The organism is Lederbergia sp. B243.17, assembly GCF_057657925.1.
In genome coordinates this window covers 241,389-255,588 of the sequence record NZ_JBWBKF010000097.1, presented here as the reverse complement: position 1 = coordinate 255,588, position 14,200 = coordinate 241,389, and the positions used below count along the sequence as shown (strand labels likewise).

Genomic DNA, 14,200 nt, shown 5'->3' with positions numbered 1-14,200 from the left:
ACTTTAAAGAGATAAATTAGTAAAACATTGATAAGGCAGTCTTTTTGAAACTATTTTTTGAGATTGAAATTTAATCAAGTTTGGAATGGAATATAAATCAGTGATAATAGGAGCGGTTACAATGAATATTTTTGATGCATTAAATATTTTTTACAGGGAAGATACAATATCCGATTTTCTAGTTAATTGTTTTCGTGATTCCGATGTGTTTTTAACCCGATTTTTAAAAAAGGCAGGAATTCAAGTCGTTGAAGATACTGTTTTCTATACCGATACTCGCGTTGGGCTGGGGAAGGGGATTGGAACACCTGATATTATCATTCGCGGAATTAACAAACACAAAATGAAGTTGATTATTATTGAAAATAAGATGGGGGCTGCAGAAGGAAATGAACAGACCAATCGTTATGAATCGAAAAAGGCCAGAGAACTGATTGCCAAAAAGTACGAGGTTCCATTAGAAGAACTCGATTTTCATTTTATTTTTTTAGCGTTGGACACGACAGTTAAACCTAAAAATTCAAACTTTACATTCCTGAATTATCAAATTTTTTTACAAGATGAATGGCCATTAAAACAGGAAACATTACAATTCCTATTTAAAGATTTTGAACAAAAACTGCGTAATTTTTATAAGCCTCTATCTGCCCCATATGAAGCCTTGGAACTACATGCTAAGATGGAGAGACTTCAACAGAAAATTTGCTGGCAAACTATTTTATATGAAGCTTTTTCCCAAAATAAGAAGTTGATATTAAATTGGGATGAAGCAAATGGAGCTGGCCGTAGTAACTTCATTTTTTTGATTTCAAAGGGTAATTGGACAAGTTTTGAGCCTCATCACACGGAGGGGCTAGGCCAAACTTTTAACGTTCATTTTGATACCTATATTAATATGTTGAATAACGGGCGTGATAGTGTAAAAGAGATAGGTATTCGTTTTGAATCTTTCCCATACGAACCGCATAATAAAATTAATCAATTGCCAGAATATCAAAAGTTCATGGAAAATAAACGTATCTTTGGAGAAAGATTGTTCCAGTTAGCAAAAAAGAAAGGCATTATTACGAAAAGAAAAAACACTAAATTACTTACTGTTACTATTGATATACAAGCCAAAACAATTCGTGAAACAGTTCGGAATATCGAAAGGCAATTTACCGCGATTGAAGGCTGTATTGATGAAGTGATTAGTGAAATGAAGCATGAACAGTTAATAAAATGACCTCAGTAAAAGCATAAGATAGCAATAAAAGAATCCAAAAATAGATCACTGCTCCTTTGTTTACCGAAACAAGGCGTTTTTTACTTTAAAAAAGAGATAGAACGGAATACCTTCCGTTAAAAAGCTGTTTTTGATTCAAAAAAGGTAGACGTCAATATAGCAAGAACACATTATTCAGTAGTGGGTTTTGTTCATATGGTAACCATTATTAATTGTAGTTTCAATACTTAATAGATTTGGGGAGAATTACATAAGTACCAACCGTAAAGCCCACTATATACCATTATCTATTTAATTGAATTGAATTGAATTGTACAGCTAAATTTAGGAGGTCCTTAATTTGGGGAAGTATAAGAAAGCAGGTATGATAATTGGAGCTTTTTCACCGCTAACCTTTATACTTAGTTTATTAGTTTATTTGATGACAGAGCGCCCAAATCCTGATCTTAATCATTTTGTTAATACTTTATATACTTTCAGCTCTTGGTATTTTATTTGCCTTGCTCTCTTGGTTGTTATCTAAGCGTCTAGCACTTCCCATCATTGGGATTCTTGGGAAATGGAATTGTACTAATTTATACCTTCTTGTTAATATTTGCAATGGGGATGGGAGAACCTTAATTTCCATTATCCCTAAAATTTTTCTCTATCCTTTTTTTGGGCAGCAGATCACCATCTGCATACTTCTTGGCCGTTCTCCAATTAATTCCTAACGTTTTTGATATCTGATTTACTTAATAGATCATTTTATAATCGGTATAGGCTTTTCCACCATGCGTTGCTGCCATTTGTTCTGCACGTTCTGCCACAATGTCACATACCGTTGCAATCTCTACGTGATTCGCTCCGTACTCAGGAAGGTGACGATATTTTGCCATACTCCCACATCCAATAACCGCTACTCTCAATTTACTCATTTTCTTTTTCTCCCCTATCTTATAATGCTGCATTTGTTTGTTTTAGTAACGGCGGACACTCGCAGCTGCTCTTCATTATGTAATGCCGACATATCAATGTCCGATGAAGCGATCATTTCTTCTGCGCTGTATACAGATTCAATCCCATATTTGCGAGCTGCTTCTTCCGCTTTTTCCTTGTCTAAATCCGCACAAGCAATAATATTAAACTGTGGAAAATGGCGGCTGTCTTCTGAATAAATGCCACTAATATTTCCACAGCCGATGACGCCAACATTTAATGCCATGTTCAAGCCCGCAATTTAGTTACTTGTAAGGTGCGACAGTTTCTTTTTTAAATAATTGATGCTGATTCCAATGCTTTCAAACGGGGACTTACGAGTTATATCTTGTTCAACTATCCACCACTCCACATTTGTTTCTTCCCCTGCTGCAAGGACCACATCAAGATCCACACCGCCTGTGCCCAGCTCTGCAAAAAACTGCTCTTCATCCGTGGTCATATCTTTTAAATGCACGAGAGGCGTTCTTCCGTTATAACGGCGAAGCCAGTCAAGCGGCTGTTCTCCAGCTTTAGTCAGCCAATACACATCGAATTCTGCTTTTACATTTTTTGAGTTCGTATCATCAAAAATGGCTTCGAGTGCCATCCGGCCATCAGACAAGCGGTCCAGTTCAAAGTCATGATTATGGTAACAAAGCGTGATGCCTTCCTGGCGGCATATTTCCCCAGCTTCATTCAGCAAGGCAATAAGCTCTCGATAATCTTCCTCACTTCGCTGCTCTGGGGGTAAATATGGGCAAACCACAAATTTACTGCCCAGTGTTTTTTGATCTTCAATAACCTGTACCAAATTTGTTTTCAATTCGTCCAGAGGCACATGGCTTGACGCGGCTTTCAGGCCCAGCTCATCCAGCAATGAACGGACTTCAGCAACGGACAGCCCTCCATATCCTGCAAATTCAACACCATCAAAGCCAAGTTCTGCTACCTTTTTCAATGTACCGGCAAAATCCTTCCCGCCTTCATCACGCAAAGTAAACATTTGAACTGCTACCGGAATCGCTTTCATTTCATTTCTCCCTTTCTTTTTAGATGATTGATTTGATTACATCGTATAATAGACAGTTAAATCTGTACATAAATGATATGATTGAAACATGTACAATTTTGCTATTATGTAAAAGGTGAGTGAAGAACATGGATATATATGTATGCGGTTACTCCTATCATTCACAAGGTTTTTATTCCCAGCACAAACCTGGATCTACTGGCTATTTGTTGTCTGCAAACGGAAGGATCCTGTGAAGCCAAAATCAATGGGGAGAAACACTCTATTAAAAAGGGTGATCTTTTAATGGTTCATCCAGAGGATCACTATGAACTTTTCATTAAAGAAAAGGTTGAGAGCGGTGATTATTACCTCATTTGTAATGGCGCCTGGCTCGATGAATGGTGGTCCCGCTCATCTAAGCGAACAATTTCACACATTGGACTTGATGAAGGCCTGATTTCTTCGTGGCAGAATATCATGATCGAAGAACGCAGGCCTCAATCTAGTAACAACAAAGCGATTTCCAGCTATTTGTTGCAAGCACTTTGTCTATCCCTTGAGCGGACCTCTGATGAAACGAGTCCTAATTTTTCCCGTCCCCATTCCGTGACACGTATGATGCGGTATATTGAGGAATATGCGCTAGCGACGTTCAAAGTAGAAGATGTAGCGAAGCATACAGGACTCAGCGTATCACAATCCGTCCATCTCTTTAAAAGCTGTGTTGGAAAAACGATGGTTGAATATGCCCAAGAGATCCGTTTGTCCTCCGCTATTGACCGGATGATATACACAAATATGACACTTGAACATATTGCGATCGAATGCGGCTTTGGTTCCTATTCCTACTCTTGTAAAATATTCAAAAAAAAGTATATGACATCACCCGGGGCATATAGAAGGTTAAGGTCACATACGATCATCAACAAAAATTAAACAGAATATGCCTAAAAAGAACAAATGTGAGAAGTAACTTTGCACTCAATACCGAGCCAGTAAAGTGCTATAATTTCCTTCCATCCCTTCACCCATGCCATTATTTTTTTGGCCCCAATTGGCCCCAAATCAGGGCATTATTTTGCATTATATTGCAAAGTAAATAATAAAATAAAAACCCCTGAAACGTCGATTTAACAACATTTCAGGGGTTTTGTTTGCGTTAAAATGCATAAAGCTAAAATTAACGGCTGTAGAACTCAACGATGAACGATTCATTGATTTCTGAAGGAAGTTCAGAACGCTCTGGAAGGCGTGTGAATTGGCCTTCAAGCTTGTCAGCATCGAAAGATACGTATTCAGGAACAAAGTTTGTCGCTTCAACAGATTCTTTGATGATGTCAAGGTTGCGGGATTTTTCACGAACGCTGATCGTTTGTCCTGGAACTACTTTGTAGGACGGGATGTCAACGCGGCGGCCGTCAACGATGATATGACCATGGTTGACAAGCTGACGTGCTTGGCGGCGAGTACGAGCCAATCCAAGACGGTATACAAGGTTGTCAAGGCGTTGTTCAAGAAGGGTCATGAAGTTTTCGCCGTGTTTACCTTGCATTTTTCCAGCTTTAACGAAAGTGTTATGGAACTGGCGCTCATTCACTCCGTACATATGACGAAGTTTTTGCTTTTCTTGAAGCTGAAGTCCGTATTCGGAAAGTTTCTTCCGTTGGTTTGGACCATGTTGACCAGGTGCATAAGGGCGTTTTTCTAATTCTTTTCCAGTACCGCTCAAAGAAATTCCGAGACGGCGGGATAGTTTCCAGCTTGGGCCGGTGTAACGAGACATAGAAGTCTCCTCCTTAGGTTTTATTTTGTTGTAAAATAAACCAATATGAGACAGCGTGCATGGGTATTTTATTTTCATGCATCCTCGCCCTAGCAGCAGCGGGTTACACGATGCACCTCAAAAGAGGAATAAAATACGGCCATTCAAGTGTTCACTGAGGCTGCATATTTTACACAACGACCATTATATGACGGGCAAGGCGGATTGTCAAGCAGCCATCTTTTTTCATGAAAATTCTGGAGGAAATAACTAGGAAAAAGGACATAGCAGTGATATAGTATACATAATAATTATTCTCCTCAGACACGGCAGCTTAAAGATAGGTTCCTTCCTTTGGGGAGTGCGGAAGGCAAGGGAGAAGAGAGCGGATCTGACAAATATGCACAGCGTTGATTGCGAAATTCTGCCCGGTATTGGCATTTTTTTTTAAAATCGGTTTATCCGTTCGGGTCCTGGGTATAAAGACTCAGTGTACGAGAATTCAAGGCGATAGGTGGATCTATATGAAAATCAACCGGACCAACCCCATCCTGCAATACATACGAGAAGAAGAGAAGAAGTACAAAGAACTGTTCAGGGTGACGGAAAAGTTTCATTCCACAATGGATATAAACGGTGTGCTCTCTGAAATTATTCACACTCTCAGAGAGATGTTCCCGCAATATGATTATGTTCTCCTGCTTTCGCATGATCACGAGGCGGATGCGGATCTTCCGATCAAGGAACTGGAATACAGAAATGAAAATGCCGCTGCTATATCCTCATATGTAAACGCAACCGTAGAAATGGAATCGGACTGCGGACATCCTGTTATGTATGCGCCGCTAAAAGGACGACAGGGCGTATATGGCGTACTTCAGGTCCGCTCCTACGGCAGCTCGCAGATCAACCGGAGCAGGCTGGAGTTCATCCGGCTGCTGGCGTATACGGCGGGCAGTGCGCTTGAAAACGCGAAACTCTACCAGCAGGCGAGAAAGATGAATGAGGATCTTCGTCTGATCAATGAGACATCCCATCACTTGAACCTGTCGGCCAGCTTGGATGAGACCGTCGATTATTTACAGGAGCTGATCAGCAAATCCTTCCAATCTTCATCGATCGGCTTCGTTTTAATTGAAGGCGCACAAGTTAAGGTGCTGAAAGGAAGCTGCAACTTTTTTCAAAAAGAAGAAGGTGCAGAGCTTATCGCTGCCCTGCTTCCCAAGCTGAGAAGGGAAAGGGAAGCGCTGTTCGTCGGAGATACGGCGAATCGTGAAGAGCTTCATCTAACCTCCTTCGGTACGCTGATGGCGGTGCCGATGGTCGCGGAGGACGAGCTGAAGGGCATGGTCATCGCACTGGGTGTGGATTCTTACAGCTTTACATTTGAGATGTTCAAGCTGTTTCAGTCTCTCATTAATCGCTCGACGCTCGCCATTACAAATCTGCTCCTTAGAGAAAAGCTGGAGAAGATGGTCATTACAGACCATTTGACAAAACTGTACGCGAGAAGTTATCTGAACAGCGTGATTGAAACATCCATGAGGAAAGACAGAGAAGGCAGTCTCATCATGATCGATCTGGATGATTTTAAGAGGGTGAACGATACATACGGCCATCAGACAGGCGATGATGTGTTGATCCAGGTAGCAAAGATAATCAAAAGCAATTTGCGTTCGACAGATGTCGGGGCGAGATGGGGAGGGGAGGAACTGGCCGTTTACTTGCCGGGAGTGCCGATCGAATATGCGGTGCAGGTGGCAAAGCGGCTTCGTGAAAATGTGGCGGAGAATACAGAGCCGGCTGTAACCGTCTCCTGCGGTATTTCCAATTGGTTCTGCGGGCAGGAGGATGAGTTGAAGTTTCTTGTCCACCGTGCAGACGCCGCCTTGTATGAAGCGAAAAACTCGGGGAAAAACCAGATTATCGTTAATGCCTGTGAAGTAACCATATAAGATAACAAAAGCGGAGTGCGCCGTTCGTACTCCGCTTCTTCTATGAAAACAGCCGCGTGTTTACACGCGGCTGTTTTCATGGATCTATAGATGGCTCACCAATGTGTCTGCGAATTTTTCCAGATAGGCCCGGTCGGTATCGTCGAATCTGGCCTTTTCCGGGCTGTCGATGTCGAGAACTCCATAAAGCTGTCCATCCACAACTAACGGGATAACGATTTCCGATTGAGAAGCGGCATCACAGGCGATATGGCCAGGAAACGCCATTACGTCCTCCACTACAATCGTTCCGCGATTTTTAGCAGCGGTTCCGCAAACCCCCTTGCCAAACGGAATGCGGACACATGCCGGGAGCCCCTGGAACGGCCCGAGCACGAGTTCGTCTTCCTTGGCCAAATAAAAGCCTACCCAATTGATTCGGTCAAGAAATTGATTGAGCAAAGCAGAAGCATTGCTCAAGTTGGCAATCTGGTCACTTTCTCCTTCGAGGAGCGCGTCCAATTGCTTAATGACCATCTCATAGTTTTTTTCACGGCTTTCACCGTATGTTTTCGCTGTAAACATAGCTCCCACCCTTTCTTTTTGCAAAAAGTGATAAATATCTTGGATTTCCGCATGCTTCTCGGAATAAGTGTCGATTTGTTTATGCAGGGAAATTGCCAGCGTTGCAGAAAGTCTCCTTATAAAGAGTATCGTTTTTGAAACTATCTTATTATTAGCATAATTCATAAGGCGCTTAAAGTCATTTTACAGCAAAAGGAGGAATCTTCATATGAAACAGCTTAGCACGCGAGAAAAGATCATGGAAGCAGCAATCGGATTGTTCACAGCGAAAGGGTACGACGGCACGACCATCCGTGATATCGCGACAGCCGCAAATATAAATTCAGCGAATATATCCTATTACTTTGATGGAAAAAAAGGCCTGCTTGAGGCATGCCTAGTCTCATTTTTTGAGCCTTATTTGCGGCTGCTGGAGGAGGAGCTGGATCAGCTTGACGCCGATGGGCCGGAAGTCTGCCTTGAGCGTGCATTGCGCGGGATTCTGCACTATCAGAGCAGCCGGCATCTGCTGACGCGTTTTGTGTGGCGGGAAGTGACCATTGACAGCCAGACGACGCGGGAGATCACCTCTTCCTATCTGATGAAAGAGCGGTACTTTTTCAAAAAGCTGCTCGGCATGCTCGTAAAAGATCAGCGGACTGCACTTCACCTCGGCATCCTCATTATCCAGTTGAAAGGGATGTTGGTCATGCCCTATTTAAACAGCCAATATGCAGGGAAGGTTTGGGGGATTTTGCCGCAGGACAGCTACTTTGCCGAGCGGTATTTCCAGACAATCCATGAATGGCTCGGAACAATCATGTCCAAAGGGTTCAGAGAGGAACTCCGCGTGCCAACTGCGTAATCCGGAAATCGTATCCCAAACGAGCAAAATCGATAGGTTTTCACACGTCTCGGACATGAATCAACCGTCCGGGACGTTTTTTATGAAAAAAATGCTTTTACTAGTCAAAAATTGTCGGTCTCATGGTATCATAGAAGAATATAACTGTAAAAATATCACTTTTACATAGAAAAGGGATCCAAAAAGTTTGGAGGAGACGATTTGACGGGTGTTTTCCGGTTTTGTGTGCTCCGGCCTTTTTGGCTTCCTTTGAAGCAGAGCTGAATGATGTGATGGAACAGGGGGCTTACAATGAAATACGGTGTTGAGATTGTCATTGCCGCAATTGTGTTGCTGCTGGTTGCGTTTGCGGCAGGCTACATAACCCGAAAAAAGTATTATAAAGAGATCGACCGGCTTGAGTCCCGGAAGCTGGATTTGATGCATCGGCCCGTCGCGGAAGAGCTGGGCAAGATGAAAAAGCTGAACATGACCGGGCAAACAGAGGAGATGTTTGAGCGTTGGCGCCAAACTTGGGATGATATTATCACAACGGATCTTCCTAATATCGATGAACGGCTTTTTGACGGCGAGGAATATACTGATAAATACCGGTTCAAAAAAGCAAAAGAGACTTTTTATAAGATTGAAGCCTCCCTTGAACATATCGAAGGGCAAATCACAAAAATTCTGGGTGAGCTGTCTGAGCTGATTGGCAGCGAAGAGCAGAACCGGAGTGATATGGAAACGCTGGCTGAGAAATATAAGCAAGCGAGGAAGAACCTGTTGGCCCACAGGCATTCGTACGGGGTTGCGGCGGACACGCTGGAATCGCTCCTGAATGCTGCAGGCGAAAAGATGGCCGAGTATGATGCGATGACCACAGAAGGCAATTATCTGGAGGCGCGCCAGGTCGTCCTTGAACTGAAGGCTGAGGTTGAAGGACTGGAGTCTAAAATGGCGGCTGTCCCTGATTTGCTTGTTGAATGCCACTCCGGCATCCCATCCCAAAAAAGCGAGCTTCAGGAAGGGTACGCAGAAATGCTTGAAGAGGGTTATGTTCTCAGCCATCTCCAAGTTGAGAAACAGTTGGAGGACTTGGATGAAGGGCTTGCGATTTGCATTCAATTCATCGAACATGCCGAAGTTGAATCGGCCTCGGCTGCTATCGAAGAAATGAAGGAAAAAATTGATTCGCTTTATGAACTGCTGGAGAAAGAAGTGTATGCCAAACATTATTTGCTTCAGGAGAATGAGAAGACTGGATTTATCCTGAGCAAGCTGAGAGGGATAAGCGATGAAATCTTGCAGGAGACGGAAATGATCCGGCATACATATGAGCTGCCTCCGGAAGAAATTGAACAACCGAAGGCGATTGAAAAAAGTCTGTCTCAGCTGCTGAAGCGGCATGAACTGCTTACGATGAAAATTGGTGAGGAACAATCCGCATTTTCCATGCTGAGCGAAGAACTGCAATATATTGAGACCCAGTTGAAAGAGCTGCAGGAAAAGCAAAGTGAGTATTCGGAGAGGCTGCAAAATCTGCGCAAAGACGAGCTTGAGGCGCGCGATCAAGTGGCAGGACTCCAACGTACAATCAAGGCGGTGATCCGGGAAGTGAAGCAGAGCCGTATGCCTGGTATGCCAAGCGGATTCGAGTCGCTGTTTGAAAAGGCGGAGGAACAGATTGAACAAGTGAACGGCAGCTTGCAAGCCAAGCCGCTGAACATGAGTACAGTCAAAAGCCGTCTGCATGACGCCCAAGATTCAGTCGAGCACCTTTATGAAAAAACCGTGGAGCATATTGAAGACGCCCGCTTTGCGGAAATGGTCATTCAGTATGGCAACCGATATCGCGGAAAAGATCCGGAGCTGCGGGCAAGCCTCGAAAGGGCTGAGCAGTCCTTCCGGAATTGTGAATACAAGCTCGCATTGGAACAGGCCGGCACTGCTGTTGAACAGGCAGAGCCAGGTGCAATCAAGCGGATTGAAGAATGGATGAAAGAAGAAGTTCATATATAGGAAAACGGGCAGCCTCTTCCAAACTGGAAGGGCTGCCCGTTTTTTAGTCTTTCTTATCGCCTGCCACGAAAAATGAGCATCCAGAGAAAGCCGATTAGGCCGCCGGCAACTGCAGGTAAAATCCAACCTACGCCTTCTGCCAATAGTGGAAGAAAAGACAGCTTATCAAATAGCCAGCCTCCCCACGAAAGTTCGGTTTTGTTCAGGCCATCGGCAATACTGACAATGGCTGACCCGACCAATGCCCCGGTCAAAATAGCCCGCGAGCGGATAAAAGGGTAGAATAGCGACAGAATAATAAGCACGATTCCCGGCGGATACAAGACAACCAGTACAGGCATCGATATTTTGATCAGGCTCGTCAGTCCGTTCACTGCAATAGCGCCGCTGAATACAGCGAGTACTATGACGAATGCCTTGTATGAGATCCGCGGAACAAGCTTGTTCAAAAATTGGGCGGTCGCAGAGAGCAAGCCGATCGAAGTTGTGAGACAGGCAAAGGTGATCGCTAATGCCAGGATCACCGCTCCGCCTGCACCGTAAAGCACCCGAGCAGCGTCTGCAAGCACGGCCCCGCCATTTTCCTGAATACCTATAGATTCGGTGCTTGTTGCCCCTACCCACGCAAGGGAGAAGTAAACAAGCGCCAATCCCGCAGCTGCAATCAGGCCAGCCTTAAAGGTGAGAACAGTCAGCGACCTCCCTTCAGCAAGTCCCATATCCTTGATGGACGACGCGACAATCATGCCAAAGACTAGGGCACCAATCGTATCCATCGTCAAATAGCCTTCAACAAAACCGGCAAAGAAAGGCGCGGCATAGGACGCATGCGGCGACTGAAGGCTTCCGAGCGGTGTGATAAAACTCTTTGCAACGAGAATGCCAATGATGATCAATAGTGCAGGTGTCAAGATTTTGCCGATTCGATCGACAAGCTTTGACGGGTTCAAAGAAAGCCAAGCTGAAAGTGCAAAATACAGCACCGAGTAGATTCCGAGCGGGAGCGAACTTTTCGCCCATTCACCCGGAAGGAAGGGCAGTGCCCCGACTTCAAAGGCAACGGTCCCGGTCCGGGGGATGCCAAAAAACGGGCCGATCGTCAAATAGAGAGCGAGTGTAAAAATGACTCCGAATAAAGGGTTTACCCGGCTTGAAAGTGTCTGAAGATCACCATCTGCACGGGAAACAGCTAAAATCCCGAGGAGAGGCAGGCCGACGCCTGTGATCAAAAATCCGGTTATGGCCGGCCAAAAATTCGTTCCGGCCTGCTGTCCCAAAAAAGGCGGGAAGATTAGATTGCCTGCACCGAAGAAGAGGGCAAACAACATTAGCCCGATAAAAAGCAGGCTGTTTTTTTCACTTGTCTGATTTTTCATGAGGTACCTCCATCAACTTCTTACATAAGTCCGAAATTATCTTAACATATTAAACGGGATCTATGATATGATTTACAATTGGCAAGAGATTCAAAATAGAAGGTGTGTAAATTGATCTATTTCGACAATAGTGCAACAACCAGGCCGTACAAAGAGGTGCTGGATGCTTTTATAAAAGTAAATACAGACTACTATGCCAATCCTTCCTCGCTCCATAACTTCGGAGGAGAAGCTGAGCATTTAATCACCCGGGCACGGGAGCAGATCGCCGGCATTATCGGCTGTGAGCCGGGTGAGATCATTTTCACCTCAGGCGGTACGGAAGGAAACAACATGGCGATCAAAGGCAGCGCGCTGCTGCGAAAGGATCGCGGCCTGCATATCATCACGACCGCAGTCGAGCATCCGGCTGTCAGAGAGACATGCGGACAGCTTGAAGCGCTTGGTTTTGAAATCAGCTACATTCCGGTTGATGAGCAAGGGCTTGTCTCTTTGGCGGCAATTGAAGCTGCTATTCGGAAAGACACAGTCCTTGTCTCGGTTATCCATGTGAATAACGAGGTGGGGAGTGTACAGCCTATCGAAGAGATCGGAAGGATGCTCAAGGCGCATCCAAATGTCCTTTTCCATGTGGATCATGTTCAGGGGGCAGGGAAACTTCCGCTCGATCTGAAAAAGGCGGGAATTGATTTTTGCACGTTTTCCGGCCACAAGATCCATGGACTGAAAGGAACGGGCTTTTTGTATATGCGGAACGGAATCCGCATTATGCCGCTTATGGCAGGCGGAGGCCAGGAAAGCGGGAAGAGAAGCGGCACAGAGAATACCGGGGGGATTGTTGCCTTGGCGAAAGCGGTCAGGTTGGAAGAACAGAACCGGAGGACGCAACTGACCGGAATGAAGGCGATCAAGGATTATCTTGTCCGTGAGCTGAAGGAGATCGACGGTGTTACAATTCACACGCCAGCTGCAAACTCAGCCCCTCACATCGTCTGTTTTTCAGTAGCGGGGCAGAAAGGCGAAGTGTTGGTCCATGCGCTGGAGGAAGAGGGAGTAATCGTATCGACGACAAGTGCGTGTTCTTCGAAACAGAATGCACCAGCATCAACCTTGCAGGCGATGGGCGTACAGGAGCAGGAAGCACGAGGCGCGATCCGTATTTCGCTCGGCTATGGGAACACGATGGAAGAGGCCGAGAAGATGATGGAGGCGCTCAGGGGAATTTTACAAAGACTAAAAAGGGTAACGAGGCGAAGAGGATGAATTATGATAGAATTTTGATCCGCTACGGCGAAATGTCGCTAAAAGGAAAAAACCGCAAGCATTTTGTTACGAAGCTGAAAAAGAATATAAAGTTCATATTGCGTGATTTTGAAGGTGTGAAGGTTGAATCGCAGTGGGACAGGATGTATGTTGTCCTGAATGGAGAGCCAGCGGATGAGGTGATTTCCGCGATGAAAAACGTGTTCGGCATCCAATCGTTCAGCCCGGCAATCAAAACGAAAAAGGACATCGAGGAAATCAGGAAAGCGGCACTGCACATCATTTCTCAGGCACATAAAAAGGGCGGCACATTCAAGGTCTCTGCAAGACGGGCGGATAAGACATTTGAATACGATACAAACGGCCTGAATCATGCGGTCGGCGCCCATATCCTGCTCAATACAGAGGACATCAAGGTCGATGTGAGAAATCCGGACATCAACCTGATCGTGGAGGTCCGCCACGAGGCTGCATATGTTTCAGGAGAGGTTATCCAGGGGGCAGGAGGGTTCCCGGCAGGTTCATCGGGAAAAGCGATGCTGATGCTTTCGGGCGGAATCGACAGCCCGGTTGCCGGTTATCTGATGATGAAGCGCGGGGTTGGCCTCGAAGCTGTCCATTTCCACAGCCCTCCTTTTACAAGTGAAAGGGCAAAGCAAAAGGCGCTCGACTTGGCGATGAAGCTTGCTCAATATAGCGGCAGCATCAAAGTCCACCTCGTTCCTTTTACAGCGATCCAGGAAAAGATTCATGAAGTGATTCCTGAAGGGTATTCCATGACAGCAACAAGAAGAATGATGCTGAAAATAACGGATGCCATCCGTGAAAAACGCGAGGGATTGGCCATCGTAACGGGCGAAAGTCTTGGCCAGGTGGCGAGCCAGACGATGGACAGTATGTTTGCAATCAATGATGTTACGTCTACGCCGATGCTGCGTCCGCTCATCGCAATGGACAAACTTGAAATCATTAAAATCGCCGAAGAAATCGACACAATGGAAATTTCCAATCGTCCGTATGAGGACTGCTGCACCATCTTTACACCGCCGGCTCCTAAAACGAAGCCGAAGAAGGACAAAATGATTGCGATGGAAAGCAAATTTGATTGGACAGAGCTGTTAAAAGAAGCTCTGGAAGGCGTTGAAACGATTCAAATCAGCGCAAGAAGGCGTGAACAGGAAGAACTGAGCGACCTGTTCTGACGGCATGGCAAAATTGCCTTGTCCGTGGAACAATTA

Annotated in this window: 14 protein-coding genes; 8 read left to right on the top strand and 6 right to left on the bottom strand. The window is 45.1% G+C overall.

Translation table 11 applies throughout. From position 1 onward, the window contains the following. The first annotated feature begins 121 nt into the window (after positions 1 to 121). On the top strand, positions 122 to 1,225 hold the full coding sequence (locus AC0TWI_RS21440) for a PD-(D/E)XK nuclease family protein (RefSeq protein ID WP_488128373.1): 1,104 nt from the start codon (positions 122 to 124) through the stop codon (positions 1,223 to 1,225). 340 nt (positions 1,226 to 1,565) lie between these two features. After that, positions 1,566 to 1,748, top strand: a complete 183-nt coding sequence (locus AC0TWI_RS21435) for a hypothetical protein (protein ID WP_488128372.1) — start codon at positions 1,566 to 1,568, stop codon at positions 1,746 to 1,748. A gap of 211 nt (positions 1,749 to 1,959) precedes the next feature. Here the strand turns inward: AC0TWI_RS21435 and AC0TWI_RS21430 are convergent, their stop codons facing one another. Genes AC0TWI_RS21430 through AC0TWI_RS21420 form a run of 3 tightly spaced genes read right to left on the bottom strand, consistent with a single transcriptional unit; the run spans position 1,960 to position 3,215 of the window. After that, positions 1,960 to 2,142, bottom strand: coding sequence for a Gfo/Idh/MocA family oxidoreductase (locus tag AC0TWI_RS21430; protein WP_488128371.1), 183 nt, complete (start codon positions 2,140 to 2,142; stop codon positions 1,960 to 1,962). A gap of 14 nt (positions 2,143 to 2,156) precedes the next feature. Next, complete coding sequence (locus tag AC0TWI_RS21425) at positions 2,157 to 2,429, bottom strand: Gfo/Idh/MocA family oxidoreductase (protein WP_488128370.1); 273 nt, start codon at positions 2,427 to 2,429, stop codon at positions 2,157 to 2,159. Between the two features lie 15 nt (positions 2,430 to 2,444). Further along, positions 2,445 to 3,215: a sugar phosphate isomerase/epimerase family protein gene (locus AC0TWI_RS21420; RefSeq protein WP_488128369.1), complete on the bottom strand. Its 771-nt coding sequence runs from the start codon at positions 3,213 to 3,215 to the stop codon at positions 2,445 to 2,447. A gap of 138 nt (positions 3,216 to 3,353) precedes the next feature. On the opposite strand from AC0TWI_RS21420, the gene AC0TWI_RS21415 reads away from it, so the two are divergent. After that, positions 3,354 to 4,133: an AraC family transcriptional regulator gene (locus tag AC0TWI_RS21415; protein WP_488128368.1), complete on the top strand. Its 780-nt coding sequence runs from the start codon at positions 3,354 to 3,356 to the stop codon at positions 4,131 to 4,133. A 244-nt stretch (positions 4,134 to 4,377) separates the two neighbouring features. Here AC0TWI_RS21415 and rpsD read toward each other — a convergent pair whose 3' ends face one another. Beyond that, on the bottom strand, positions 4,378 to 4,980 hold the full coding sequence (rpsD, locus tag AC0TWI_RS21410; RefSeq protein WP_488128367.1) for a 30S ribosomal protein S4: 603 nt from the start codon (positions 4,978 to 4,980) through the stop codon (positions 4,378 to 4,380). A 503-nt stretch (positions 4,981 to 5,483) separates the two neighbouring features. Between rpsD and AC0TWI_RS21405 the strand changes: the two genes are divergently transcribed. Further along, entirely contained in the window at positions 5,484 to 6,914 is a 1,431-nt protein-coding gene (locus AC0TWI_RS21405) for a sensor domain-containing diguanylate cyclase (RefSeq protein ID WP_488128366.1), read from the top strand. Positions 6,915 to 6,998: 84 nt separating this feature from the next. On the opposite strand, the gene AC0TWI_RS21400 is transcribed toward AC0TWI_RS21405, so the two are convergent. Next, positions 6,999 to 7,478 (bottom strand): GAF domain-containing protein, encoded by a 480-nt coding sequence (locus tag AC0TWI_RS21400; protein WP_488128365.1) that lies wholly within the window; start codon positions 7,476 to 7,478, stop codon positions 6,999 to 7,001. A 208-nt stretch (positions 7,479 to 7,686) separates the two neighbouring features. Between AC0TWI_RS21400 and refZ the strand changes: the two genes are divergently transcribed. Beyond that, the gene (gene refZ / locus AC0TWI_RS21395) at positions 7,687 to 8,322 is read left to right on the top strand and encodes a forespore capture DNA-binding protein RefZ (RefSeq protein WP_488128364.1); all 636 of its coding nucleotides are present in this window, start codon (positions 7,687 to 7,689) and stop codon (positions 8,320 to 8,322) included. Positions 8,323 to 8,613: 291 nt separating this feature from the next. Beyond that, on the top strand, positions 8,614 to 10,323 hold the full coding sequence (gene ezrA, locus AC0TWI_RS21390) for a septation ring formation regulator EzrA (RefSeq protein WP_488128363.1): 1,710 nt from the start codon (positions 8,614 to 8,616) through the stop codon (positions 10,321 to 10,323). Between the two features lie 53 nt (positions 10,324 to 10,376). Here ezrA and brnQ read toward each other — a convergent pair whose 3' ends face one another. Then, positions 10,377 to 11,699, bottom strand: coding sequence for a branched-chain amino acid transport system II carrier protein (brnQ, locus tag AC0TWI_RS21385; RefSeq protein WP_488128362.1), 1,323 nt, complete (start codon positions 11,697 to 11,699; stop codon positions 10,377 to 10,379). A gap of 111 nt (positions 11,700 to 11,810) precedes the next feature. Here brnQ and AC0TWI_RS21380 point away from each other — a divergent pair, with 111 nt between their 5' ends. Beyond that, the gene (locus tag AC0TWI_RS21380) at positions 11,811 to 12,962 is read left to right on the top strand and encodes a cysteine desulfurase family protein (RefSeq protein ID WP_488128361.1); all 1,152 of its coding nucleotides are present in this window, start codon (positions 11,811 to 11,813) and stop codon (positions 12,960 to 12,962) included. Further along, positions 12,959 to 14,164 carry a tRNA uracil 4-sulfurtransferase ThiI gene (gene thiI / locus AC0TWI_RS21375; RefSeq protein ID WP_488128360.1) on the top strand — a complete coding sequence of 402 codons (1,206 nt, stop codon included), beginning with the start codon at positions 12,959 to 12,961 and terminating at the stop codon, positions 14,162 to 14,164. Before AC0TWI_RS21380 ends, thiI begins: the two co-directional genes overlap by 4 nt. Positions 14,165 to 14,200 lie beyond the last annotated feature (36 nt).

What these genes read in the sequence shown, in the direction of transcription:
- AC0TWI_RS21440 (WP_488128373.1), top strand. Translation starts at nt 122, where the DNA reads ATGAATATTTTTGATGCATTAAATATTTTTTACAGGGAAGATACAATA.
- AC0TWI_RS21430 (WP_488128371.1), bottom strand. Translation starts at nt 2,142, where the DNA reads ATGAGTAAATTGAGAGTAGCGGTTATTGGATGTGGGAGTATGGCAAAA.
- AC0TWI_RS21425 (WP_488128370.1), bottom strand. Translation starts at nt 2,429, where the DNA reads ATGGCATTAAATGTTGGCGTCATCGGCTGTGGAAATATTAGTGGCATT.
- AC0TWI_RS21420 (WP_488128369.1), bottom strand. Translation starts at nt 3,215, where the DNA reads ATGAAAGCGATTCCGGTAGCAGTTCAAATGTTTACTTTGCGTGATGAA.
- AC0TWI_RS21415 (WP_488128368.1), top strand. Translation starts at nt 3,354, where the DNA reads ATGTATGCGGTTACTCCTATCATTCACAAGGTTTTTATTCCCAGCACA.
- rpsD (WP_488128367.1), bottom strand. Translation starts at nt 4,980, where the DNA reads ATGTCTCGTTACACCGGCCCAAGCTGGAAACTATCCCGCCGTCTCGGA.
- AC0TWI_RS21405 (WP_488128366.1), top strand. Translation starts at nt 5,484, where the DNA reads ATGAAAATCAACCGGACCAACCCCATCCTGCAATACATACGAGAAGAA.
- AC0TWI_RS21400 (WP_488128365.1), bottom strand. Translation starts at nt 7,478, where the DNA reads ATGTTTACAGCGAAAACATACGGTGAAAGCCGTGAAAAAAACTATGAG.
- refZ (WP_488128364.1), top strand. Translation starts at nt 7,687, where the DNA reads ATGAAACAGCTTAGCACGCGAGAAAAGATCATGGAAGCAGCAATCGGA.
- ezrA (WP_488128363.1), top strand. Translation starts at nt 8,614, where the DNA reads ATGAAATACGGTGTTGAGATTGTCATTGCCGCAATTGTGTTGCTGCTG.
- brnQ (WP_488128362.1), bottom strand. Translation starts at nt 11,699, where the DNA reads ATGAAAAATCAGACAAGTGAAAAAAACAGCCTGCTTTTTATCGGGCTA.
- thiI (WP_488128360.1), top strand. Translation starts at nt 12,959, where the DNA reads ATGAATTATGATAGAATTTTGATCCGCTACGGCGAAATGTCGCTAAAA.